The organism is Paenibacillus oenotherae, from assembly GCF_019443105.1.
Classification (GTDB): Bacteria; Bacillota; Bacilli; order Paenibacillales; family Paenibacillaceae; genus Paenibacillus_Z; species Paenibacillus_Z oenotherae.
Window position 1 is genome coordinate 21,972 of sequence record NZ_JAHZIJ010000031.1, and the last position, 25,207, is coordinate 47,178.

13 protein-coding genes, 2 pseudogenes and 1 riboswitch are annotated in these 25,207 nt (G+C 53.4%); of the genes and pseudogenes, 6 read left to right on the forward strand and 9 right to left on the reverse strand.

What is annotated here, in order from left to right; all coding sequences use genetic code 11:
* Positions 1-50 precede the first annotated feature (50 nt).
* On the reverse strand, positions 51-920 hold the full coding sequence (gene speB / locus K0T92_RS23980; RefSeq protein ID WP_219875156.1) for an agmatinase: 870 nt from the start codon (positions 918-920) through the stop codon (positions 51-53).
* A gap of 15 nt (positions 921-935) precedes the next feature.
* The gene (speE, locus tag K0T92_RS23985; protein ID WP_219875157.1) at positions 936-1,763 is read right to left on the reverse strand and encodes a polyamine aminopropyltransferase; all 828 of its coding nucleotides are present in this window, start codon (positions 1,761-1,763) and stop codon (positions 936-938) included.
* Between the two features lie 257 nt (positions 1,764-2,020).
* Here speE and K0T92_RS23990 point away from each other — a divergent pair, with 257 nt between their 5' ends.
* Positions 2,021-4,120: a transglycosylase domain-containing protein gene (locus K0T92_RS23990; RefSeq protein ID WP_219875158.1), complete on the forward strand. Its 2,100-nt coding sequence runs from the start codon at positions 2,021-2,023 to the stop codon at positions 4,118-4,120.
* A gap of 547 nt (positions 4,121-4,667) precedes the next feature.
* Here K0T92_RS23990 and hisC read toward each other — a convergent pair.
* The 3 genes from hisC to K0T92_RS24005 form a co-directional block, all read right to left on the reverse strand.
* On the reverse strand, positions 4,668-5,741 hold the full coding sequence (gene hisC, locus K0T92_RS23995) for a histidinol-phosphate transaminase (protein WP_246628399.1): 1,074 nt from the start codon (positions 5,739-5,741) through the stop codon (positions 4,668-4,670).
* A 105-nt stretch (positions 5,742-5,846) separates the two neighbouring features.
* A complete protein-coding gene (locus tag K0T92_RS24000) occupies positions 5,847-7,946 on the reverse strand; it encodes a methyl-accepting chemotaxis protein (protein ID WP_219875159.1) in 2,100 nt (699 codons plus the stop codon).
* Between the two features lie 938 nt (positions 7,947-8,884).
* Positions 8,885-9,436 carry a YwhD family protein gene (locus K0T92_RS24005; RefSeq protein ID WP_219875160.1) on the reverse strand — a complete coding sequence of 184 codons (552 nt, stop codon included), beginning with the start codon at positions 9,434-9,436 and terminating at the stop codon, positions 8,885-8,887.
* A gap of 187 nt (positions 9,437-9,623) precedes the next feature.
* Between K0T92_RS24005 and K0T92_RS24010 the strand changes: the two genes are divergently transcribed.
* From K0T92_RS24010 to K0T92_RS24020, 3 genes are all read left to right on the forward strand, one after another.
* Positions 9,624-11,624 (forward strand): M1 family metallopeptidase, encoded by a 2,001-nt coding sequence (locus K0T92_RS24010; RefSeq protein WP_219875161.1) that lies wholly within the window; start codon positions 9,624-9,626, stop codon positions 11,622-11,624.
* 109 nt (positions 11,625-11,733) lie between these two features.
* Complete coding sequence (locus K0T92_RS24015) at positions 11,734-12,549, forward strand: hypothetical protein (RefSeq protein WP_219875162.1); 816 nt, start codon at positions 11,734-11,736, stop codon at positions 12,547-12,549.
* Between the two features lie 290 nt (positions 12,550-12,839).
* A riboswitch (cyclic di-AMP (ydaO/yuaA leader) is annotated at positions 12,840-13,002 on the forward strand.
* 4 nt (positions 13,003-13,006) lie between these two features.
* Positions 13,007-13,507, forward strand: a complete 501-nt coding sequence (locus K0T92_RS24020; RefSeq protein WP_246628401.1) for a C40 family peptidase — start codon at positions 13,007-13,009, stop codon at positions 13,505-13,507.
* 339 nt (positions 13,508-13,846) lie between these two features.
* On the opposite strand, the gene K0T92_RS24025 is transcribed toward K0T92_RS24020, so the two are convergent.
* The gene (locus K0T92_RS24025) at positions 13,847-14,266 is read right to left on the reverse strand and encodes a hypothetical protein (RefSeq protein WP_219875163.1); all 420 of its coding nucleotides are present in this window, start codon (positions 14,264-14,266) and stop codon (positions 13,847-13,849) included.
* Between the two features lie 273 nt (positions 14,267-14,539).
* Between K0T92_RS24025 and K0T92_RS24030 the strand changes: the two genes are divergently transcribed.
* Entirely contained in the window at positions 14,540-19,129 is a 4,590-nt protein-coding gene (locus tag K0T92_RS24030; protein WP_343223786.1) for a DEAD/DEAH box helicase, read from the forward strand.
* Positions 19,130-19,312: 183 nt separating this feature from the next.
* Here K0T92_RS24030 and K0T92_RS25725 read toward each other — a convergent pair.
* The 3 genes and pseudogenes from K0T92_RS25725 to K0T92_RS24045 form a co-directional block, all read right to left on the reverse strand.
* Positions 19,313-19,584: pseudogene (locus K0T92_RS25725) on the reverse strand (transposase); the annotation flags it as partial.
* A gap of 387 nt (positions 19,585-19,971) precedes the next feature.
* Complete coding sequence (locus K0T92_RS24040; RefSeq protein ID WP_219875164.1) at positions 19,972-22,302, reverse strand: hypothetical protein; 2,331 nt, start codon at positions 22,300-22,302, stop codon at positions 19,972-19,974.
* 168 nt (positions 22,303-22,470) lie between these two features.
* A complete protein-coding gene (locus K0T92_RS24045) occupies positions 22,471-24,501 on the reverse strand; it encodes a bifunctional diguanylate cyclase/phosphodiesterase (RefSeq protein WP_219875165.1) in 2,031 nt (676 codons plus the stop codon).
* 580 nt (positions 24,502-25,081) lie between these two features.
* Here K0T92_RS24045 and K0T92_RS25730 point away from each other — a divergent pair.
* Positions 25,082-25,207, forward strand: a pseudogene (locus tag K0T92_RS25730) (IS256 family transposase); the annotation flags it as partial.

A 25,207-nucleotide genomic window follows, 5' to 3' on the forward strand; every position in this document is an offset into this window, starting at 1 on the left:
ACACAAGAAGAAACTGCCTTCATGCGATGGACCGCTCTATGTTCATGCTCTTACTTCAAGAATCCAAGCAGCATCTCGCGAATGACCTTCGCTGCCACGATCTGCGTCTGTTCCGTCGGATCATAAGCTGGCGCGACTTCCACAAGATCACAGCCGACAATATTCACTCCGGAGCGTGCGATAGCATGTACCGCATCAATCAGCTCCTTGGAGGTGATTCCGCCCGCTTCCGCAGTACCGGTGCCCGGCGCACAGGATGGATCAAGCACGTCGATGTCGATCGTCAGATAGACCGGACGGCCTGCAAGCTCCGGCAGCACCTTCTTGAGCGGCTCCAGCACCTCGAATGGATGGAAATTAATGTTCTCGCGCGCATACTGCCACTCCTCGCGCGAGCCGGAACGAATGCCGAATTGGTAGATATTCTGACCGCCCATCAGGCCTGCCGCTTTGCGTAGCGGCGTTGAATGGGACAGCGGCTCGCCTTCATACTGCTCGCGAAGATCCGCGTGCGCGTCAAAATGAATGATCGCCAGATCCGGGTATTTGGCATATACCTCGCGGAAGATCGGCCACGATACGAGATGCTCGCCGCCAAGCCCAACCGGCATCTTGCCGTCAGCAAGCACGCCGCGCACAAATTCGCCGATAATTTCGAGCGAACGCGCTGCATTGCCGAACGGCAGCAGCAGGTCTCCCGCATCGAAGTATTCGATATCTTCCAGGCTTCTATCCAGATACGGGCTGTACTCTTCAAGGCCGATGGATACCTCGCGGATACGAGGCGGGCCGAAGCGCGAGCCTGGACGGAACGATACAGTGAAGTCCATCGGCATACCGTAGATAACCGCTTTGGAAGCGGCATAGTCATCCGAGCTGAGGATGAAGACATTGCCGGAATATTTTTGATCGAGTTTCATAAGTTAGCTTCTCTCCTATTTGACCAGGTCTTCCACAAATTTCGGCAGAGCAAACGCCGCTTTGTGCAGACGAGGGGAGTAATATTTGGTGTCGATCTCAGGAATGGACGACTCATCCACTTGAAGCGGATCATGCTTCTTGCTGCCCAGCGTGAAGGTCCACAGACCGCTTGGATACGTCGGCACATTCGCCCAGTACACGCGCACAATCGGGAATACTTCCTTCACATCGCGATTGACGCTCTCAATCAGGTCTGCTTTGAACCACGGATTGTCCGTCTGGGCAACAAAGATGCCGTCTTCCTTCAGCGCATCGAAGATGCCTTGATAGAAGCCGCGGGTAAACAGGTTAACAGCAGGGCCGACAGGCTCCGTGGAATCAACCATAATAACATCGTAGCTGTTCTTATGATCATGAATGTGCATGAAGCCATCGTTCACGATAACCTCGACACGCGGATCATCAAGACCGCCTGCAATATTGGGAAGGTATTTCTTGGAATATTCGATTACTTTGCCGTCAATCTCAACAAGAACAGCCTTCTCTACTTCAGGGTGCTTCAGAATCTCGCGGATAACGCCGCCGTCTCCGCCGCCTACAACAAGAACATGCTTCGGATCAGGATGTGTATAAAGCGCCGGATGGGCGACCATTTCGTGGTAAACGAATTCATCTTTATCAGTTGTCATAACCATGCCGTCAAGGACGAGCATCGTACCGAATTCTTCCGTCTCGATCATATCGAGCTTCTGAAAATCCGTTTGCTCGCTGACATAGGTTTCTGAGATTTTGGCTGTGATGCCGTAACCTTCCGTTTGTTTCTCGGTATACCATAATTCCATAATGAAATCCCTTCTTTCCTGGTATGTATGTGGTACCTTAATATCCGCGGGGGTCGATGGTTCACCCTGTATTATAGTGCAATCATTTCCGCAATACAAACGGAATCTGGAATCTTAATATCCCCTTCATCATACGGTGCCGCATATCGCATTTTTACCAAAAAAATTCGCCTCACTCCCCTTCAACTATGAATAGGCCACCCTTCTATTTTCCATACTAAGGGAATAACAAGGCACAAGCGTGAGGGGACTTCATCATGAATAAACCAGGTTCGCGGCAGCAAGGCTTCAAGCGGCGTCTGCCCATTCGCATTCGCGCCGAACGGTGGATGCCGATTGCGCGCCGGATGAAACGGCTCTTCATCTATATGGGCTGGGCTGCAGCAATAGTTGGCATCATCGGCTTCGGCTTTCTTTTCTACCTGCATAATCAGGCGCTTCCCGCTTCATCCATTAGTCAGACATCTCAAATGCTCGACCTGCGGGGCAATGTGCTCGATACGTTCCATGCAGGCGAGAACCGGCAATCCGTACCGCTTCAGGCGATCTCGAACTATCTGCTGGAAGCGACGCTGGCGATCGAGGATCAGCGATTCTATGAGCATCTCGGATTCGATTTGAAGGGGATGGGCCGCGCCGCGCTGGTCAACATCGAGCATATGAAGGCCAAGCAGGGCGCCAGCACATTGACGCAGCAGCTTGCCCGCAATTTATATTTGACACACGAACGAACCTGGAAACGCAAATTCAAGGAAGCGATGTATACGATCCAGTTGGAAATGCAATATTCCAAGGACGAGATTCTCGCTTTGTACTTGAACCAAATCTACTATGGGCATGGAGCATATGGAGCCGAGGCCGCTTCCCAGCTCTATTACGGCAAGCACGCGAAGGACTTGACGCTGGCAGAGAGCGCGATGCTTGCGGGCATACCCAAGGGGCCCAAATACTACTCTCCCTACCTGGACATGAAGAATGCCAAGGACCGGCAGAAGGTCATTCTCCAGACGATGGCGGAGCAGGGCATCATCGAACAGGCCGATGCCAATGCGGCAGCAGCAGAGATATTGAAGATCCAGCCTCTCGGATCAAGCACTCAGGACGGGATCGCCCCCTACTTCCGCGATTATGTCAGATATATCGCTGTCGACAAGCTTGGCATTGACGAGCGTCTGCTTAGTGAAGGCGGCATCCGCATCTTCACCACGCTCGATCCCGATGCCCAGCTAGCGGCAGAGGAGGCTGTTGCGAAGGGTATACCCGCCAATTCAGAGCAGCAGGCGGCGCTCATCTCTATCGATCCCCGTACCGGTTATATTAAAGCGATGGTCGGCGGCCGCGATTACAAATCCAATCAATTCAACCGCGTGTTCGCCAAGACGCGGCAGCCGGGCTCCTCCTTCAAGCCCATCGTATATTTGACGGCGCTTCAGGACGGTGCTATGACACCGGTATCGAGATATAAAAGCGCGCCTACCGTCTTCACCTACGACGAAGGACGCAAAACCTATGCTCCCAAAAACTATAATGACAAATACGCCAACGACTACATTGATATGCGGCAGGCCATTGCCAGCTCGGACAATATTTATGCGGTGAATACGATGATGGCCGTCGGCCCGGATAAGGTCATCGAGATGGCGAGGCGGCTCGGCATCGACAGCCCCATGAAGCCTGTCCCTTCCATGGCTCTCGGCACATTCCCTGTCAGCCCGTTCGAGATGGCCTCCGCATTCGGAACCATCGCCGCAGGAGGCGTCCGCGCGGAGCCGACTGCTATTCTGCGCATTGAGGACAGCAAGGGCGAGGTGCTGTATGAGGCTGCGAAATCGCCTCAGCAGGTTGTAGATGCGGCCCATGCTTACATACTGACCAGCCTTATGGAGAGTGTGTTCGACACAGGCGGCACAGGCAACCGGGTATCCGCTGCGCTGAAGCGTCCCGTTGCCGGCAAGACAGGCACAACAGCCAATGATGCGTGGCTCGTCGGGTACACGCCTGAGCTCGCAACCGCCGTCTGGGTCGGCTATGACAAGGGCCGCGAGTTAACGAAGGCAGAAGCTCATCGCGCCGCCCCTATCTTCGCAGCCTATACCGAGAATGCGCTTAAAGCCGTGCCGCCCAAGATCTTCCCCATACCAGATGGCGTCGTATCCGTCTATATCGATCCCAAGAGCGGCAAGCTCGCCTCCTCCTCCTGCGAGGGCAAGCGGCTCGAAACCTTCGTCACAGGCACACAGCCTACAGAGGTATGCGGGAACGGCGAATCGGCGGCTTCTGTAGAAGTAAAGGATGGCGCCCAGGCCGAGAAATCCAAGTCGTGGTGGAAGCAGTTCAAGCGATGGTGGACTGACTAAAGTGCGGGGCTGTCCCGTAAGATTCTCAATCTTTGCGGGCAGTGATTGACTCCATTATTCGGTATCCTACTGCGTATATCTCCAAGCTCTGGCGTGGCGCCGCAGGACGGTGTCGGCATAGCAGAGCATTGACGGTAGCCGGACACTTCGAAGCAGTACAGGAAGCATGCGAAAGTGCATGAATTTCGGTTAAAAGCACCATTACGAGGTGAAATAGCTGCGTTGGTGCAGGGATAATAGACAGAAAGGGCCGACTAGAGGCAATTATGCCGAAATGCCTGCACTGTGGCAGGCATTTCGCATTTTCGCAGGCTCTAACGAGAGAAAGCCTGCATTTTCGCAGGCATGTTCGTCATTGACCATGCCCTCGTAAACGATAAAAAAGATGCTTCCAGCCCCACTTTTTCATTTCCAGTGGTTTTGGAGGCATCCCTTCACATCATTTGGAACTGGCTCATTTCATTGGCTATTGGACTTTCCGGACAGCCTGTTATGCTAATATGCGATGACCATACAGGCCAGTGTTCGTTCCCTTGCACGACATGCGTCAAGTGTGCGCGGCTGCGTCGCTCCCTAAATATTGGCGCAAATGGCGCAGCAGACTCTCCACTTCCTCCTCTGTTCCAATCGAAATCCGCAGCTTGTCTGACAAGCGCGGCGAATCGAAATGCCTGACATAGATCTGCTGAGCCTTCAAATAATTATAAATATCGGCCGCGCTCCGCTGATGCGGCTTGCACAGCAGGAAATTGGCATGCGAAGGATAGACTGTAAAGCCGAGCTTGTGCAGTTCATCCTCCAGCTTGTCACGCGAGCGCACAACCCGTTCCACGGTCGTCTCCAAATAGGGTTGATCGGAGAGCGCAGCGGCGGCGATGATCTGACTCAGATGGTTCACATTATAAGAATCCCGGCATTTGTCCATCGCATGAATCAGCGATTCGTCAGCGATGCAGAATCCTACGCGAATACCGCACAGGGAATAGGACTTCGATAAGGTGCGCAGCACAATCAGATTCGGGTAAGCGCCGATCAGATGAACGGCCGATGATTGCTGTCCGGCAAAATCAATATAGGCCTCATCAATAACAACAAGCCCGTTATAACGGTTCAGCAGCTCTTCAATGCTCTGCAGCGGCAGCAGCCGCCCGGTCTGCGCATTCGGATTCGCAATAAAGATGCCTTTGGCCCCGGTGTTCACCAGTCCTTGCAGGTCAATCACAAAATCTTCCGCGGTATCCACAAAAGCGACTTTAACATTAATAATGTCCGCTACCGACTTATAGAACGTGTAGGTCGGATAAGGAGTTGCTACCGTATCGCCCTGCTCAAAGAACACTTTGAAGATGAGTGAAATCACTTCATCAGAGCCGTTGCCGCACAGCACCTGTCTGCTCGACAGCCCGTGCTGAGCGCCGATCAGCTCCCTAAGCGGCTGGCTTGTCGCATCAGGATAATAGCGCAGCTGTCTGAAGTCAAAGCCCCCGAGCAGCTCCTTGACCTTGGGCGAAGGCGGGTACGGATTTTCGTTAGAGTTGATCTTGATTACGGAGCCGTCCATAGCCGGCTGAAAGCCTGGTACATAGGGCGAGAGCGTGTCTACCGATTTTCTATATAACAAAGGCAATCCCTCCAGATAACAATGCAGCATATTCCTTATAATAGGCATTGCTCCGGGAATTATCAATAACTTTGCTTGCAGCAATCACCATCCGGTCTATCGCTTCTATACTTTAAATTTCTGCAAGGAATCCTGAAGCCTGCCCGCCATCGCGCTGAGCGAGCCTGACGCAGACAGCACTTCCTCCATGGAAGCCAGCTGCTCCTGTGTTGACGCGGATACCTCCTGCGCTTTGCTGGCCGCATGACTGGCATAGCCAAATGACTCATGAATAGAAGCCGCAACCTGCTGCGTGCCAGCGGACATCTGCTCGGTAGCCGCTGATATTTCCTCCACTTGGCCAGCAACCCGCTCGACTGCAGACAGAATCGTTCCGAACATGCCGCTCACCTCGTTCATAGCGGCAATTCCCTTGGCAGCCTCCTCCACTCCGTGCGCCATCTTGCGGGAAGCCCCGTCCGCATAAGCCTGCATCTCGCTTACAAGACCGCCAATATTCTCGGCAGCTTCGCGGGATTGCTCCGCCAGCTTGCGCACCTCCTGGGCAACAACAGCGAAGCCCTTGCCCTGCTCCCCGGCACGAGCCGCCTCGATATTCGCATTCAGCGCAAGCAGGTTCGTCTGGCGGGCCAGATTGGTAATGAGCGTCACGATCGAGCCAATCTGCTCCGATTGCACACGCAGCTTCTCAACTGCCTCTGCTGTCTCTCCGGTATTATCGCGAATGGCGGACATCTGCTCTGCCGCCTGCCCCACCGTATCCCGGCCACTCTTCGCTTCCACAGCCACCGCTGAGGCCGCCTCATTGACGTTGGCAGTTGTCTCGGCAATACGCCCGATACCATCCGCCATCTCTGACATCGCCGTAGCATTCTGGTCTGCACTACTCGCCTGATTGTCGGCCTCACTTGTTATTTCCTTCATAATCCCCGCAATATAATGGGCCGCCTCAACGGACTGCCCCGCCGTTGCCTCCAGCTCCTCCGAGGACGCAGCCACCTGCTCCGCTACCGCCTGATTGTCCCGCAGCACCTCACCGAAGCTGACAGCCATCCGGTTGAACGCTTCTCCAACCCGCATCAGCTCATCCTTCGTCTCAAGCTCTATGCGAATGCTCAGATCGCCATCAGCCATTCTTGCAGAATCCTGCTCCAATCTTCTTACCGTTCGCTGGACATTGCTGTAGAATGCGGCAAAGAACAGCGCAGCAAGCAGAATGCTTATACCTAATGTGACAATGAGGGTCCCCCGCTTGAACTTCATCTCCTCTATCCGCTCCGCCAGCAATCTATCAAGCAGCTTGGAGATTTCGTTATAAAGTACCGAGCTTGCATCAATAACCTTGGTTCCCTCGTCAAAATAATGGGCCGGCTTAATCAAGAAGGCTTCGTTAATGACCTCCCTCTCGACGATCGCCGCATATTGCCTTGCAGCAGTTGTATTCGTATTGTACAGCCTCTCAAGAGAACCAAGGTCCAGCTGCGCGTTCCGGGCATTGGTCCAATCCTTGTCCAGTCCCTCCAGCGAGCCTTCAACACGATCCATATCCAGCATCATCTCGATTTTCTGTTCTTCACTTATGGCTCCTGCAGCGAGTATGCCTCTCCCTTGACCACGCGATTTGCCGACCTTCTCCATCAGCAGCGGAATCCGGTTCACGGCCATATCCATCAAATAATAAGTCTCTATCTCGCTATCCAGCGTCAAATTCGACGCATCCGAAATTACGACCATATAATCAAGCAATCCATTGATAAGTGAACTATGACGCTGGAAGCTCTCGGGGGCGGTCAATCCGCTGTATTGCTCAACCAACAGCGCCCAGTCAGCCTGCCATTCATTCAGCCGCGTCGAAGCCCCGAATGTATCCTCGTGAGCCGCATGAACAGCATGAACAAACTTCAGCCCGCTCTCGACATCCGCCTCAATTTCCTTCAGCTGTGTGATCGATTCACTCTCGCCGTTAAGGTAACCATTGGCTACGCCGCGATGCCGCTGAACCGCCATCAGCATTTCCTTGAGCGGCTTCAAGTAGGCTACACCCTCTCGTTCCTTCATCGCGAACCCGATCGAGGACTGTATGGCCCGAAAGGAATCCACTGTAAGCAGTGTGATCGGGATGACGAACAACAGGCCGATGAGTACGAATTTCTTCCAATAGACAAGACGGTTCATAAGATAAAGGAACGGTGCAAGGATCACCATGCTGTTCTCTCCCCTTTTTATGTAAGTTTATCTAACATTCTATCCCTCCTAAGTGGCAGTTTCAACTTATTTCAGCTTCTTTATAGAAAAATATCTAACATATAAATGACATTAATAATGATTGTTTAATATTTTGTCGAATTATAGAGGGAGTCGAACGTATGCAGCAAGCCCTTCGATTCCGGCATCCGGGGAACGCCCTTTATACATACAGAATAAGGGCTGTAAATCTGTACGATGTGGAATGCCTGCGGTCATGAGACTGCCCACGCACTCCTCGCCAGAGGATGATGCGTCATTCAAACGTCAAGGCAAGCGAGAGGCGAAATACGAGAGGCAAGCTGGGCGAAACATGCGAAACAGCATTTATTCGCTCGTTTCCGACCCCCTGAAGGTGAAACGCCTGCCAAAGGGCAGGTATTTCACCTTCATTTTCCCTTACCAGCCGATTTTCCCTCAAATTCATGCTTCATCGCAGGAATGTTGCCATTATGGCGTCTTGCAGCCGAAATTCATGCACATTCGCAGGCTTCTTGCTCTGTCACGCTGCCGTCAAACCATACTTGGAGAAGGGGAGAGGCAACACTCGGGAACCTCCCAGCCGATGCGGGTTATGGCGGCGAAGAGAATGACCGCTATCTGGAAATGGAGCAGATCTACCGCCCGCTCAAAAGCGACTGTACGAAGGCGCCGAGGAATCCGGGGAATTCGGGAGATTGGTGAGATTGGGGAGATTCGGGAACCTGCTCAGGGGGAGAGCATGAACCAAGGAGGGCCGTTAAGTCCCCCATATACAATAGAAAAGATGCTTCCAATCCCACTTGTTAGTGGTTTGGAGGCATCTTATCACATCATTCGGGACTGGCTCATTGGATATTGGACTTATCGGACAGCCCTTCATAATGGGGATCAGCTTCCTTCCCTCATTATAATAAACGTTAAACCGAAAGCCCTTGCTTCAATTCCTCAGGGGAACGATTCCACCACTCTTCATTATGCGAAATAAGGAGGCGCTGCAGCGCAGCCTTCTCTTGATCGCCAAGCTCGTTCAGAACGAATCTGCGCTTGATCGCATAATCCAGGTTGTTCACGTGCTGGGCAAGAATCTTCCATCCGCGCCGCGCTTCCGTGTCTACCAGCATCGGACATGCCGTTGCCCCGGCATAATAGGAGCCTTCCTCGTTGCGGTCTACCGCTACCCATACGATCCAGCAGAGACGTCCGTTTGGCACATCCTCTTTGTTGGTGCTGAATTTAATCCCTTTCTCTACTTTGCTCTTGGCGTGCATCGCACCCACATCAATATAAGCCTCGCCATTGTCAATAATGACACAAGCCACATTGCTCAGATCGATGGTTCCCGCTCCGAAGCCTTTATGCTCCCTGCCGCTCACCACATTAAGCGCCAGCGACCTCTTCTCTTTCTTCTCCGGCGTTCCTGCCGCACTGCCCTCAGGCTGTTGTCCCGGCCCTCGTCCCTGCTCTGTCATCCAAGCTCCGCTCCAATCTATTATGTTCTATCCGCTATGCCGCAAGCGAAGGCTTGCCAGCTGGCCCAAACCCGCGTACGGCGCGGATTTTTTGCATGTCCACACATTAATTCCATTTTAGCTAATAATCCGCGAAAAGCAAACATATACATGCTGTAGATGCTTGTCAACGGGAGGGAATCGTTCCATGAAGCCACGTCACACCAAACGTTTGTTGCTCTTTGCGCTCATCGTCGCCCTGCTTGGGGTGACGGCCCAGCAAGGGTTCGGGGATGCCTGGGTTTCGCAATACACATACGCTTTCGCCCCCGACAAACTCAACACCGCTCCAAAGCCTGCCGCGCCTCCAAGCGTACAGGAGCCGGACTCCATCATGCAGCCCAAGCCAGTAGCGCTCAGCAAGCGGGTCGTTGAATACCATATCGACGTTCACCTGCACGATGATACGAAGCTGCTGCATGGAGAACAGTCGGTCACATGGATTAATCCCGGTAAAAATCCGGTGTCCGAGCTTTATTTTCACCTGTATCCCAATGCGTTTCAATCCAAGGACTCGACCTTTATGCGCGAATCCGGCGGCCAGCTTCGGGATGACAAAGCTACGGGTGCAAGCAACGGGTTCATGAAGCTCTTGTCGCTCACAACAACAGAGGGCGAAAGTCTGCTGCCGCGATTGCACTACGTTCAGCCTGACGACGGGAATACGAAGGATATGACACTTGCCAAGCTGCGTTTGCCGAACCCCGTACCCCCTGGCAAAAGTGTCACGCTCAGCATGAAATTCGAGGTCAAGCTGCCTGAGGTGTTCGCTCGCATGGGCTATTCGGGCAACTTCGTCATGGCGGGGCAATGGTTCCCCAAGCTGTGTGTGTATGAACCTGCCGGAACACGCGGAAGAACAGCCGAAGGCTGGAACGTCCATCAGTATCACGGCAACTCGGAGTTTTACAGTGATTTTGGCATCTACAGCGTGAAGATCAATGTCCCGCAAGCCTATAAGGTCGCGGCAACCGGCTTTCCGACGAAGCAGACGGTTATTAAGGATGGCCGCAAAATTTATCAGTTCTACGCGGATGATGTGCATGACTTCGGGTTCGCAGCTTCTCCGGACTTCGTCTATGCGGAAGAGCCCTTTTCCTCTGATGGGGTGCCGGGTGTGCGAATCAAGCTGTATATGGATCCGCTGCACGCCAAATTAAAGGATCGCTATTTGCACGCCGCCAAGTCCGCACTCGCCAAATATGCGCAATGGTACGGCTCCTATCCTTACTCAACCTTGTCCATCGTCGTACCTCCCAAGGGAGGCAACGGAGCCGGCGGGATGGAGTATCCGACGCTTATCACCTCTTTTGCCGCAGAGAATGATAATCCGGGCTACGAGCTCGAACGTACCGTTGTACATGAGATCGGGCATCAGTACTGGTATGGAATGGTCGCATCGAATGAATTCGAGGAAGCCTGGCTGGATGAAGGGTTCACCTCCTATGCGGAGGATAAGGTGATGGAGAGCGAATACGGCGTCCAGCCCAACCTGCCCATTGAAGCCAGCTACATGACCGACCCCGCGCCGCTCAAACAGCTCTCATGGTCGTACCAAAGTCATGATCATTATGCAGAGAACGTCTATATGCGCGCCAAGCTCGTTCTGTTCGGCATCGAGAAGCAGGCAGGCGCCCAGGCCATGCGCAAGATCATGCGGACGTATTTCCAAAAGTATAAATTCAAGCATCCATCTACCGCTGACTTCCAGCGTGTCGTGGAACAGGTTACCAAGTCCAAGTGGACGGACTATTTCAGCCAATATGTCTATGGACAGCAGATGGCTGATTACGCGGTAGAGTCCATCCATGTCCAGCCCGTTAAGGAGAACGGCGTGACAAAGTATGAATCTGTCGTCTTGATTCGCAAGCTGGGCGGCAGTCTCGGACCAGTGCCGATTATCTTTCAATTCTCCGACGGCACAACAATGCCGAAGATATGGCAGGGCCAGGAAGCGCACATTCAATACAAAATGGTGCATTCGTCCCCGCTCGCATGGGCGGTTATTGACCCGCAAATGAACAATGTGCTGGACAATAAGCGAATCAACAACTATATGAAAGCGAATCTGCCGGAGAAGACACGCACCCGCTGGAATATCGGAGTTGCGAAGCTGATTGAAGCCGTATTCACATCCCTGGCGTGGTAGCGCCGGGGGTGAAGCCTGCAGCCGCCCCAGGGGATAGGGAGACAGACTAGCGGACCGCGGCGATTTCTTAGGGATGGACAAATGCTGTAGTGTTAAGGAGGGATCAGCGGTGAATCATCATGTGAGGCAGGGCTGGCGACTGACGGTGAAGCATTTCTACATTGTGATTATATTGTTTCTGTACGAGCTGCTCTGGGGCTTCTTCCTGTACCGGATTATTGAAGGTATCGTTGTCCCGCTGCTGAAGCGGTACCCTGACAGCAACCCTGCGGAGGGTGCTGTGCAGCTGTTCCTCGCGGAGGCTCAGTTCCAGCTGATGAAGACAGATCTCATACGCCCGTATCTATGGCTCTTCGCCTCTATACTGGCCGCGCGGATGCTGCTGACACCTCTGTTCAATGCAGGACTGCTGTATTCTCTTTATCATGCGCGAGATGATAGCGGAACGCGCTTCCTGCAGGGCATCCGAACGAAGTGGAAGCCGTTCGCTCTGCTCTATTGCATCAAGACAGCGCTCACGCTGGCCCCCGCAATATGGCTGCTGCCCCGTGCGCTGGACACGCTTCTTGCCAGCAGCAGCCTCTCGGGCCTTGCGAAGGGAATCGGCCCCTGGGCCGGAGGCTGGCTGGCGCTGGCATTGCTGCTGCACCTGCTCTTCCTCTCCATGCAGTTCGGAATCGTATCCGGCAGCGGCGCTCTCAGGTCGATGTGGAGCGGTGTGAGACATTTCATCCCTCTAGTCGGCATCTCGCTGTTAATGTGGGGGATTGGAATACTGATCAGCATAAGCATGGCTTCCGTTTCTATGCTGTGGGCGGGATTGATCGCACTCATTCTGCATCAAAGCTACCATCTCATTCGAACCATTATGAAGGTATGGACGGTTGCGTCACAATATGACCTATGGCAGTCGAAGCAAACCTGAAATTCGCTATGAAATTCGTCCTCCTGCCTGCAAAACTTCTCAATTATGAGAATAATAAAAGACCTCTCAATGCCATATAATCATGGTATCGGGAGGTCTTGCCAGCTTTACGTGGAACTTAATGGGTATCCAAACCCTTGATATTACTGGGTTTTCCAGAAACGCTTCGATTCCCATTAAACTATAACGATATAACTTGTCAAAAGGTTTCACTCTAATAATTCTAATCTGTGAACAAATCGTGAACAAAGAAGGAGATATGACAGAAAAACAGAATACTTATACCCTGAATGAAAAATTTGCCGAATTCCCGCAAGGGAAACGGGGGAACCATTTTGGGTGAATTGATGCCGACATTCGAGCTCATTGCATGATCTCGGATGCCTGAGGTAATCATAGGGAGCCTTCAACCGAACCCCACAGCTAACCTCGTAGGCATTGGAAGGGGTTCAATCTTTTGAAAAAGCTTTCTGCAATGCTGATTGGTCTTGCACTATTGCTCGCATTCCAGGTTGGTAGCGCTTTCGCAGACTCCAAAATGGACGGGTATATCAAAGACCTGATCGGCACGCCGTATCACTACGGTGGAACGACGACAAAAGGATTCGATTGCTCCGGGTTCACGATGTATGTGTTCAACAAACTCAACGTCAGTATCCCGCACGCATCCGCATCCCAAGCAAAGCTGGGCAAGAAAGTCGCAAAGGCTGACTTGATCCCAGGCGATCTCGTATTCTTCAATACGAGCGGTAAAGGCATTTCGCACGTTGGCATCTATGTTGGAGATGGAAAGTTCGCACACTCTTCCTCCAGCAAAGGCGTTACAATCAGCGGCCTCAGTGATTCCTACTATCAGAAACGCTATGTGACTGCGCGCCGTGTAATGAGTCCTGAAACGTTCGAGAAATATGCCGATGAACCGTCCGATGAGCCAGACGGTGGCGGAGACGTCGATTAAATGAAGCTCGGCATCCCCGTGATGCACCTTGAAGCCGCATTGCGTTTGTCCTCCCAAGACAATCGTGGTGCGGCTTTATTGTTCTTTAATTCCTTTTTACACCATACATGCCGAGCTGAAACAAGAGGAGGGAAATCGACATATATGATTCCATCCCGAAGCTGTGCATGGCCCAGTCCAAGCATAACCTTATCCAACCGCTTATCGCCCCGCTTCATGTGCGAATAATAGATGAGCTGGCATTGGAAATTGTCCAATTGTTCAGCCGGAACGGGTAAAAGCCCCTGAAGCAGGCGACCGAGTGTACTCTGAGCCTGGCGGGCCCGGAGTAATATTCTATTACAGCACCTCGTAGCGCGCCCACCAGAAGGTAGGTCCCATCTGAACATCCAGCTTCGTAGCACCGGCAGCGAATAGCTCGCGCAGCTCGAAGGCCGTCTCACACCCTTCACCGCGGCGGTCGGCAACGACAGCTGTCGCGCCCCGGCTAAGCCTCTCATGCCACGCAGCCAGAAACTCTATCCTCTGCTCGGATGGCAGCTCGCTAATACAGAAGCAGGCCAGCCCTGCATCATAGTTCCCCGCAATGCCTGCCAGTTCGGGTGCCTGGATCGAATTAAACTTCTGTCCCTGCAGCCTTGGCGAGCGGGAACCTGCGATCCGCAGCACCTTTCGTCCTGCAAGCGTCCGGTTCACCGCCTCCTCTACTCCTTTCCACTCTCTCCATCTGCCTTCCAAGCTGTTCCGCCATCCCGCCATATTCATTCCCTCCTGTTAACTGCAGCTCTCTGCTGATATATATGAGGGAATGCTCGTAATCTGACCACTAACCCCTTCATGAATCACTAACTGACAGGACAGGATCATTTATGAAAAAGATCATCGCAGCAGAACTTGTCCTTTGTCACCTTGCAAAAAAAGGTATAATGTAACCACAAAAGCATCCCCGCCGCAGAGGGAATAGAAGGAATCGGCGGCATGCATATACATAAACCCTGCTTTACAACCCTGCACATTAGAAGGAGCTGCTGTATGATGCCAACGCCGTCTCCGGCTCTAATCAATTTTCACCCTACGCTTGCCCATTGGTTCACACAAACTTTCGGTGCCCCCACAGATGTGCAGCTCCAAGCCTGGCGCTCTATTCTGTCTGGTCAGCACACTCTCATCGCAGCCCCGACCGGATCGGGCAAGACGCTTGCCGCCCTGCTTCCGTGCCTGAATCGGGTAGCTATGGATAAATTGAATACAAACGGTGGCTGGAAACCCGGCGTCCGCGTTCTATATATTACGCCGCTCAAAGCGCTCAACAACGATATTCAGCATCATTTGACCGGATTTATGCAAGCTGTCGAAAATCTGCAGCATGCGGATGACTCCGCGGACAACGCTGCCGCCGGCTCCGCTTGGCCCGGCATTCGCACAGCCGTCCGGACGGGTGACACCCCCGCGCACGAACGTGCCAGAATGATACGGAGGCCCCCGGATGTGCTTGTCACAACACCGGAATCACTCTATTTGCTGCTCACCTCGGATAAAGGACGCGGCATGCTTGAGACGGTGCAGACCGTCATCGTAGATGAGATTCACAATCTGGCACCGGACAAGCGAGGTGCTCATCTGTCTCTTACGCTGGAGCGCCTTGCTTCACTGTGCGGCGAGCCCGTGCAGCGGATCGGCGTCTCCGCCACACAGAAGCCGCTGGAGCGGGTAGCCCGCTTCCTCGGGGGCTGGGAGCCACCGTCCTCTTCACCTGCTGCAGAACGCGCTTCTGAACAGGAGTCGGAGGCGCACCTCCTTGGCTACGTTCCACGTCCGGTTACGATTGTAGAGAGTGCGATGGAGAAAACCATTGCAGTCCGGGTCACCATGCCGGATATGAGCATGCTTGCGAACACGCGGGAAGCAGTATGGCTGCCGATTATGGATCGTATTCTGCAGCTGATGAACGATAGCCGTTCCGTAATTATTTTCGTTGTAAGCCGCCGTCTGTGCGAACGGCTCGTCCTCCGCTTGAATGATCATGTCGGGTATGAGATGGCCCGCGCGCATCACGGCAGCTTGTCCCGCGAGCGCCGCCTAGAGGTGGAGCATATGCTGAAGGCCGGAGAGCTGCGCTGCATTGTCGCCACCTCCTCCCTTGAGCTTGGCATTGATGTCGGCCACATTGATCTGGTCATACAGATCGACTCGCCCAAGGAAGCGGCGGCGGGCATTCAGAGAATCGGGCGGGCAGGCCATGCTGTCGGTGATACAAGCATCGGCTACATTCTCGCCCGCAATCGGAGCGAGCTGCCCGAAACAGCTGTGTTGTGCCGCAATATCATTCAGCGGGATATCGAAGCCATCACGCTGCCGATGGAGCCGCTTGATGTATTGTCACAGCAAGTGACCGCAATCGTCGCCAGCGAGGATATTGAAGTGAGCAGCCTTCATGCGCTCCTGACGCGCAGTGAATGCTTCCGTCTCTTCCCCAGAGCAAGATTGGAAGCGGCCTTGAAGGTTCTTGCGGGCTTCTACCCCTTCGCCAGACCGCTGATTGACTGGGATCGCAGCGCCGTCAGCAGCAGCGAGGGGAACGGCGCACGCGGGAATCTGCTTCGCAAGAGAGCCAACACGGCGATGGCTGCGATTACGGGTGCCGGGACGATTCCGCAGAGCTCGGCGTACCCGGTTCACCATGCGGAAAGCCGTATTCATCTGGGAGAGCTGGACGAAGAATATATTCAGGAGAGCCGTGTCGGTGATGTGTTTCAGCTCGGCACAACCTCCTGGATGATTAGCAGCATCGACAATGACCGGGTATATGTGAAGGATGCGCCCAACCGCTTCAGCGAAATTCCATTCTGGCGCAATGAGCCCGGCGGGCGCACCTATGAGCTGGGCATCCAGCTTGGCGCTTTTCTCCGCGAATTGTCAGACAGGCTTCAGCTTGCAGCAGATTACGGACTTCCCTCTTCTGCAGCAGACAGGCTAGGGGCATCCCCTACTCCTAGGGATACCGATACGGAAGCGGCTGCAAGTAGACGCGAATGCGAGGAATCCGCCGCTGTATGGCTGGATATGGAGTACGGATTTGATCGAACTGCGGCAGAGGAGCTCATTGCGCTCATCTGCTCGCAGCATGCTGCGCTCGCTCTGCCGACAGACCGGCGCATCGTCATCGAGCATTACCGCGATCTGATGAATCAGACGCGGGTTATTATCCATAATCCGTTCGGCAAGCGGATCAATCGGACATGGCTGCTCGCCATAGAACGCCAGTTCGAACGGCTGCTGCCCTATAAACTGTATGGCAATGCCAAGGACAATGGCATTGAGCTTGTACTTCCGGAATGGGATGCTTCATGGTTGGAGATGCTCTGGCATATTACGCCGGACAGCCTTGAGCCGCTTCTCACAGAAGCGATTGCCGGATCGCCGCTGCTGGCCATTTCCTTCCGCCGGATTGCGGAGACCTCACTCCTTCTCTCACGCAGCTTCACGCGGACACCGATGTGGCAGAAGAGGCTACGCAGCGAGGAACTGCTCAAGCAGTCGCTTCCCTATGCGGAGCATTTTCCATACTTGCAAGAAGCAATGAGGGAATCTCTTCATCTATACCTGGATACCGGCAGCCTCAAGCGGCTGCTCGGGGATATTGCCGCCGGACATATTGACATCGTCATTCACGAAACGAATGCGCCCTCGCCGTTTGCCGTGCAATTTATTGCCGATTATGCTAACGCGCAGTTGTACGAAGGGGACGGGCTGAGCGAGACGACACAGCTGCAGCTTATGAATGTCAGTAGAGCTATGGCTGGAGAGCTGTTCGGAGAGCATGCGCTCCAGCGTGTTGATCCTCTTATTGCTGCGGAGGAAGCAGCCCGTCTGGAGACCGGTGCCTTCATACCGGCTTCAGCAGATGACCTCTACACGCTTCTCAAGCGCCAGGGGGACAAGAGCAGCGCTGAATTATCCGCTGTCGCGGGTGAAGCGGCACTCCCGTGGCTGGATGAGCTGAAGGGCTCAGGGCGTATTACCGCTTTGGCATTCGGCTCCGATAGCCGCTGGATATGCTCGGATGAGGAAGAGATGTATCGATTATTTCCGCTTAGCGATCGCGCGATCGCCTTCGTTGCGGGACGATACGCTGAGCATCGGCTGTCCTTCACCGAGCCGGAGCTGCGTGAACGCTACCCCGAGCTTGGAGCCGGAGAAGCCAGCCACATTGTCGATGTCCTGCTCGCACTGGATGCCATCGAGCAGGCGCCTTTCGCAGAAAGCGAGCAGGAACGCATCTGGACAGGCAGAGGCGTCGCCAAACGACTGGTCCGTTTGACGATAGAGCAGGCCCGCAAGCGGGCCGAGCCGGTCCACCCTGTACGCTGGTGTGCGCACATGTCACTGCTTCAGCATGCCTTGTCCGGCACGCAGCTAAGCGGAATAGACGGCCTGCGGGATGTTATCGCAAGACTGCAGGGCTTCTTCCTTCCCGCCTCCCACTGGGAATCCATTCTATTCCCGGCAAGAGTGCTCGGCTATCGCAAAGAAGATCTCGACCTTCTCTGCTCCTCGGGCGAGGTGGTCTGGATCGGACGCAAGGAGGATCATGAGAAGGAGGGCAAGATTGCATTCTTTCTCGCAGAATCCAAGCCGCTCTATGCTCCCTACGTCCAGCCGAAATCGGATGAAGCCTCCAGGCATCCGGCTCTGCTCGCACTGTTGCGAGAAGGCGGAGCCAGCTTTCTCACCCGCCTCAGCCGTGACTGTGGCAAAATACCATCAGAGCTGCTGGCCGACCTGATTGATCTGGTATGGGAGGGCCGCGTCTCCAACGACCAGTTCGCTCCGCTTCGGCTGCAGCTGCTTGCCAAGGGCAAAGGACTTGCCAAGACCGGCTCCGGGCAAGGCCGCTGGTACTGGACTGGCTCGCTTGCGGGCGGAGATGGAGACTCGGAAGACACGGCAAGCGGAGCTTCGGGAGAGCTCCAGCAGTCCGCTCTGCGCTGGACGCAGCATCTGCTTGAGAGCTGCGGCATTGTGACCAAGGATCTTGTCACCCAGCTGTCGCCATATGGCTGGGACGAGCTGACCCCTGTGCTGAGGCAGTATGAGCATTGGGGTATCGTCACACGCGGGCTGCTCATTCAGGGTGTGAACACGCTGCAATTCGCCAAGCGCGAGCTGCTGTCCGCCATACGGCAGCCATTCCCCGGGCAGGAATCCGACGCCATCACGGTCATATCTGCCATCGATCCCGCGAACCCCTTCGGACTGGCAGCGGATTGGCCATCTGTGAGAGGAGCTTCATTCAGCCGCAAGAGCGGCAACTTTCTCGTTCTCTATCAAGGCCGATGGCGCTACTGGCTGGAGAATAACGGCCGCAAAGTTGTCGAGCTCTCAGATGAACGGGGGGAGAGCAGCATCCATCATTTATCCGTCGCCGATGATGTTCCCGATCCTAAGCTGCTCAAGCAAATATTCCGGACGATCATGAGACAGCATGGCCTCAGCAAAATCAAAATCGAACGTTGGAACGGCGCCGATATTACCGATTCCAATGCGGCAGCCGCGCTTCGCGCCATCGGTGCCGAGCGTGACAACCGCACGCTTGTGCTATGGCCCAGCCAGCTTCAATAAGCGCGGCAAGCGTGTGAGCACGGCATCTTCTCAACATGGTAGCATGCAAAAAGGGACTTTCCGAAAAGTCCAATATCCAATGAGTTAGTCCCAAATGATGTGAAGGGATGCCTCCAAACCACTAAAAAGTGGAACTGGAAGCATCTTCATTGTATAGGGGGGACATAACAACCCCTCCTTGGTTCATGCTTGCCCACTGAGCAGGTTATGGGCAAACGAAAGCCACCCAACCTCGAAGCTGATTAGGGTAAGCCGCGAAGCAAGAAACGCCGGAATCCCTGGTTGTTCTTCTGAGCAAACGAACTCTCGGGTTCGATCAACCGTCGAACCAAGAGCTTGTAGCCTTCCTGGCTCTTTAAGATTTCTCGCACCCGTTGCTTCTGACGAAGATAGATCAGGCACACCTGAATCTCCCGATCTCCCTGCGCCTTGGTACAATCGCTTGTGAGCGGACAGTGGATCTACCCTCTTCCAGATTGCAGCAATTCTCTTCGCCGCCATCTGTATCGGCTGGGAGGTTCCCCACAGTGTAGCCTTTCCCCTTCTCCAAGTGTTTTGAAGGCAGAGTGACGGAGTAAGAAGCTGCGAATGAGCATGCATTTCGGCTACAAGACGCCTTTATGGTAAAATTCCTGCGATCATGCATGAATTTGAGGAAAAATCGGCCGTTAAGGGGAATTGAAGGTGAAATGCCTGCACTCTGGCAGGCATTTCACCTTCATGGGGCCAGAAACGAGCAAATAAATGCCATTTCGCGGGTTTCGCCTAATGGGAGCTGATATTTCCAAAACGGACTCTCAGCCCTTTTTGCATGTATGGAGCGATTATTTCGAGGCTGACGGTTATGGAGTTGTAATCGTCACACCGCTTAGTGTGCCGTTCAATGTTCCTGTAATCGGGTAGCCCGTCAAGACGCGGTTGTCCCCGTACAAGTTCAACGGATGGCTCGGGATGATAATTTCAACCGCAGTCGGAATATCAGCTGCAACGTAGATCTTCCCGATACTGCTGTCCGATGATGCATTATACCAGCCGTCCAGATCGCCAATCACGGCAATATTAATCGGATTCACATAAATTTCAGGGTTGGATTCCGAGCGTCTGAGCGGACCTGCAATAAAGCCCGCCCGTGTATCCATAAGCACCTCATCAGCAATGCTGTTGTAAGCAACGGCGCCAGCCAGCCTGTCATCGTCGCTGCCCACATCAGCGATAACCGTCACTGTGTCATCCTTCGTAACGACAGCGTCCTCCTCGATCCGCAGACCGCCTACCGTAAGGCTGTGAGGGACCGACGAGCGGAAATTGACCCAATATTCAATTTCCATAACAGCGCTTGTATCCACAATATCTGCTGTTAATTTAATCGCATCGATGCCATACTCACTCAACGCATCGATGATATCGCTGAATGATGCGGCTGCTTTCTGAATGCGGATATCGAATAATTCTAATGCCTCGCCATTCACCGCCACCTTCATCGCGTTCGTTACAATCTCCGTACCGCCGACTGGTGTAAGATCCGCTTCCGAAGGCACGACATCGAACGAATATGTGGTGACCAGATGCGACTTGAGTGCAGCAGCATCCATTCCCGCTGGCACATAGACAATGTTTCCATCTACCTCGACATGAGGGTGCGTCCCTCTGGCATTCAGGTAATTCGCCGGGGCGGCTGTAATGGTAACCGCTGCTGACGGCGCGGAGAGCTGGCCGGAATGATCAACTGCATAGAGCTTGTAGGAGCTGCCAATGCTTGTGCCATCCGTAGACAGGGATACCGTCTCATTCGCCGCTGCTGCCGTAGCTTCACTATAGCTCTGAGCCTGCAGATCAGCCTCGCTGTTTATTACCGCTTCCGCCGGAACGAGGTACACTGTTCCTGCCTTGCTGATTGCTGCTGTAACAGGCGATCCTATCTCCACATAGCCGGTAGAATGGCTAAGAATAACGGGGTTACGCGATACTGTCACAGCATGCGCGGCCGATCTCGGCATTGAGCTAATCGTCTGGCCCGCTCTCTCCACATACACGCGAGGCGTAAATTCTTCATCGCCCAGAGCCGGGTTCAGGAAGAAGCTGCGGGCATCAATTGTGACGGCTGCATGCTCTGACGGGCCGATATTGTCATTGATCGCTTCGATATCCGATGCCGACAGCGTGTATGCAAGGTCCACGCCCGACTGCCCCAATATGACATGAATCACATCACCCGCCGCATATTCGGCTGTATTGTACGGGTTCTTCTGCAGCGTCACAACAAACTGGGGATCAAAGGCTGAGAGCGGCTGATTCGGCCCTTGTATCGACTGGATCTCCGCCTCATTAATGATATTGTCCGCAATCATTGTTCCCGCTTTGGGGATGATGCTGACCGGCTGCGACAGCATGACAGGAGGGGTGTAGGTTGAAAGCAGCTGGATAAAATGATTGACCCCATTCTGCAGCTCCACTCCTGCAATATCGACCTCCCGCTGGGTGGCGCTGGCTTGATCCGCAACAGCCTGCGCAGCAGCCATTTTCCCCGCTAATTCCTGTCGTGCCTCAGCTGTTCCTCTCGTGCTGTCGGTATATTGACGAGCCCACTCTATGGCATCCATAAGCTCGTCCTTATTGACCTCGCCGAGATCCATTAAAGACAGCAAATAGCGGACATCCGCGCTATCAATGCCGGAAGCGCCCACGATGTTCCCGCCGGGGTGAGCCTGAAGATACTTCACTACGCTCTGAATGGTCGTTCCCGCGCCGCTGGGGTCCAGCGTCTGCTTGAGCGCCAGCTTCCCTTGCGGCGTAATCATTTTGAAGCCGTTAATTGTCGGATTATGAGCATGTCCGTCAACCGACCTCACAACTCCTTGATCAATATGAATATTGACACTATCCACACCGACCAGAGGCTTGTTCAAGAAAAGCACCACCTCGCTGCCGGAAGCAGTCGCCAGGGTTACAGAATAACCCGGAAGGTCTATTGAAAAGCCCGACTTGAGAAGCGGCACATACTGATGCTCTGCTGTGAGCCGCTCGGGAAATGTCAGGATCATGTATTGTTCGCCTTTTGTGAAGGCTTTAACAGGCTTTAAAGCAGCACCTGCAGCGGCCACACCTGCCGGAAAAGCAGAAAATGCACCTCCCAGCAGAAACAGGCATACTAATGCTATCGAAAGTTTGCGCATCCAATAACCCTCCTAATAATGCTCTATTCATCTAGATTTTATCATAGAAGAATTTGGGCAGCTATTGCTATTTGCTAGAATACCGATGTTTTTGTCGAATTGGCTCACACAACAAAGGACCCCCGCTTTATAAAGCGAAAGTCCCCTATTGCAATCTGCCGCACCCTGCTACGAGATGCTTTTGCTCACATTGCCGCCCTTCGAGAGCAGCCATGATTCCAGAGCGTCTACATCCATCGGCTTGCCGTAATAATAGCCCTGCATCATGCGGCAGCCCCGCGATTGCAGAAATCCGATCTGCTCCTCCGTCTCGACGCCTTCGGCAACAACTTCAAGCTTCAGATGCGCTGCAATGGCAATAATCGTGCTGATGATCGCTTGCTTGGACGGCTGAGCGCTCTGGCGAATGAACATCTGATCAATTTTGAGCGCATCGATCGGTATCTCGTCCAGATTGCCGAGCGAAGAATATCCCGTGCCAAAATCATCCATAGACACTCTTACCCCAAGGCCCTTGAGATGCTGCAGCTGCCGGATCGTATCCTGTACATCATACATGGCGATAGATTCCGTGATCTCCAGCTCCAGATCACCGGGCTCAATACCTGATTCCATCAGCGCCTCTTCAACCATTTCGCACAGCATGCTGCTCTCAAACACACGAATGGACATATTAACAGACACACAGACGTGGACAAGATCCCTCTGCTGCCAGCTCCGGTTCTGTCTGCACACCTCGATCAGCACCCATCTTGTAATGGACACAATCAGTCCGGTTTCTTCAGCAATAGGGATAAATTCAGCAGGCGACACCATTCCGAGCCGCGGGTGTTCCCAGCGGAGCAAAGCCTCCATTCCTGAGATGCAGTTGCGCTCGGCATCCCACTTGGGCTGATAGTATATGCGCAGCTCCTTGTTCGCCAGCGCCTTGCGCAGATCCCGCTCCAGCTCCAGCTTGCGCACATGCATCCGGTCTGTCTCCTCATCGAACAGCTGAAACTGGTTCTTGCCGGCAGTCTTCGCACGATACATCGCTACATCCGCTGCCTTCAACAGCGCTGTCCGGTTGTGCCCATGCTCCGGGGCCAAGCTGATACCGATGCTTGTCGTCATATAAATTTCATTGCCGAGAACGGAATACGGCCGCTTGATGATGGTCACCAGTTCATTCGCAAGCCTGATCGCCTCCTGCTTCGTCCCGCTGCTGGACACAACAAGAAATTCGTCGCCGCCAAGCCTGAATACCGTTTGATCACCCGATATCGCCCGGCCAAGCCGCTCGGCAACCTCCTTAATGAAGAGATCTCCTGCGTCATGTCCAAGCGTATCGTTAATCGTCTTGAAGCGATCCAGGTCAATGAACAGCAGAAATCCGCTTGCGTTCCCGGAGAAGGAATCCTCGAAATAGCGCGCCAACTGGTTCCGGTTAGGCATTCCTGTCAGCGAATCATGATAAGCCATCCGCTCCAGCACGTTCCGGTCGAAGAACATCGCGCCGAAGGTGACGACAAGCACGAAAAAGATGGCAAGCGCCACCCCGACAAGCAAAAAGGATTGCGGCGCAACGAATCCCGCCTCCTTATAGTGGGCAGGTGCCAGCACAAATCTGGATGCTCGCATTCCGGTATAGTGCATGCCGCAAATTCCAAGCGCCATCACGATTGCGCTCATCAGCTTCCACTTGCTGTACCCTTCCACCCTGCGAAACTTGCGGAAGAGAAAGAGAGCCGCATAGGAGGCTGCAAGTGAAACAACGACAGACAAGCCTACGAATAGCGGATCATAGGCGAGAATAATCGGTTTATTGATCGCGGCCATACCAATATAGTGCATGGCAACGACACCGCTTCCCATGAACAAGCCCGCTTGAAGCAGCTTTTTCATTCCCGCATCGGGGGCTGCAGTTCCGCGAAACGCAAAATACGAGGCAATGATGCCCGCAGCCAGGGAGAGCAGTGTAATATAAACGTTGTAGTGAACCTCTGCTTCTACATGAAACGCCAGCATACCGATAAAATGCATCGACCAAATGCCTGCCCCCATTACACAGGAGCCGGCAATCAACCACACGGTGTAGCTGAGTCCTTTAGCTCTGGCAATCTTGCCCGCCAAGCCAAGCGCCGAATAAGAAGCTGCAACAGCAATCAAAAAAGATAATAATACAATCGGGCTGTCATACTGCCCGTGAAGATGATTCATGCTGTATACCTTCTTTGCATTGATGGATTGTCTTCCCCATTATAAGTCAATAACAGTTCCAATAGAAGAACAATTCGTCATTATTCGACAAATAACGGTAAACATACGCGTATGCGGCGGCACGGTCAAACCTCCCTGCGAAAATACCGTTGATTCACCTTTCGATCCGCCAAAGCTCACATGCCTGCCAAAGTGCAGGTATTATCTCGTTTTGCCCCACTGTCGTTCGAATGCCTGCCAAAGTGCAGGTATTATCTCGTTCTGCCCCACTGTCGTTCGAATGCCTGCCAAAGCGCAGGTATTATCTCATTCTGATCCACTGTTGACCAAATGCCTGCCAAAGCGCAGGTATTATCTCGTTCTGATCTACTGTTGACCAAATGCCTGCCAAAGCGCAGGTATTTCGCCCTATTTCTCCTCAATCGCTCAAAACCGCCTCCTATTCCTGCACTTGCGCAGGCATTTCGCCATCTACGGGATGACGTACAATAGTTTGTGTACCAAGATTTGGCCCCTTAACAGGGAACAAAAAAGTAGAGTATCCTCGGGGTTACCACGCACCAAGAAGGGACTCTACTTCATGACTATAATAGCAGAAAACCAGCTCACAAACCTATTTGAAAATCTTGTCACTCAGTTTGTAAAAGAAAACCTGGAATCCATTATGAAGGCGGAGATCAAACACTTCATGGAGGATGAAACGAAC

Excerpts from the sequence above, each read along its gene's own strand:
- speB (WP_219875156.1), bottom strand. The coding sequence starts at position 920 with ATGAAACTCGATCAAAAATATTCCGGCAATGTCTTCATCCTCAGCTCG.
- speE (WP_219875157.1), bottom strand. The coding sequence starts at position 1,763 with ATGGAATTATGGTATACCGAGAAACAAACGGAAGGTTACGGCATCACA.
- K0T92_RS23990 (WP_219875158.1), top strand. The coding sequence starts at position 2,021 with ATGAATAAACCAGGTTCGCGGCAGCAAGGCTTCAAGCGGCGTCTGCCC.
- K0T92_RS24000 (WP_219875159.1), bottom strand. The coding sequence starts at position 7,946 with ATGGTGATCCTTGCACCGTTCCTTTATCTTATGAACCGTCTTGTCTAT.
- K0T92_RS24005 (WP_219875160.1), bottom strand. The coding sequence starts at position 9,436 with ATGACAGAGCAGGGACGAGGGCCGGGACAACAGCCTGAGGGCAGTGCG.
- K0T92_RS24010 (WP_219875161.1), top strand. The coding sequence starts at position 9,624 with ATGAAGCCACGTCACACCAAACGTTTGTTGCTCTTTGCGCTCATCGTC.
- K0T92_RS24025 (WP_219875163.1), bottom strand. The coding sequence starts at position 14,266 with ATGGCGGGATGGCGGAACAGCTTGGAAGGCAGATGGAGAGAGTGGAAA.
- K0T92_RS24030 (WP_343223786.1), top strand. The coding sequence starts at position 14,540 with ATGATGCCAACGCCGTCTCCGGCTCTAATCAATTTTCACCCTACGCTT.
- K0T92_RS24040 (WP_219875164.1), bottom strand. The coding sequence starts at position 22,302 with ATGCGCAAACTTTCGATAGCATTAGTATGCCTGTTTCTGCTGGGAGGT.
- K0T92_RS24045 (WP_219875165.1), bottom strand. The coding sequence starts at position 24,501 with ATGAATCATCTTCACGGGCAGTATGACAGCCCGATTGTATTATTATCT.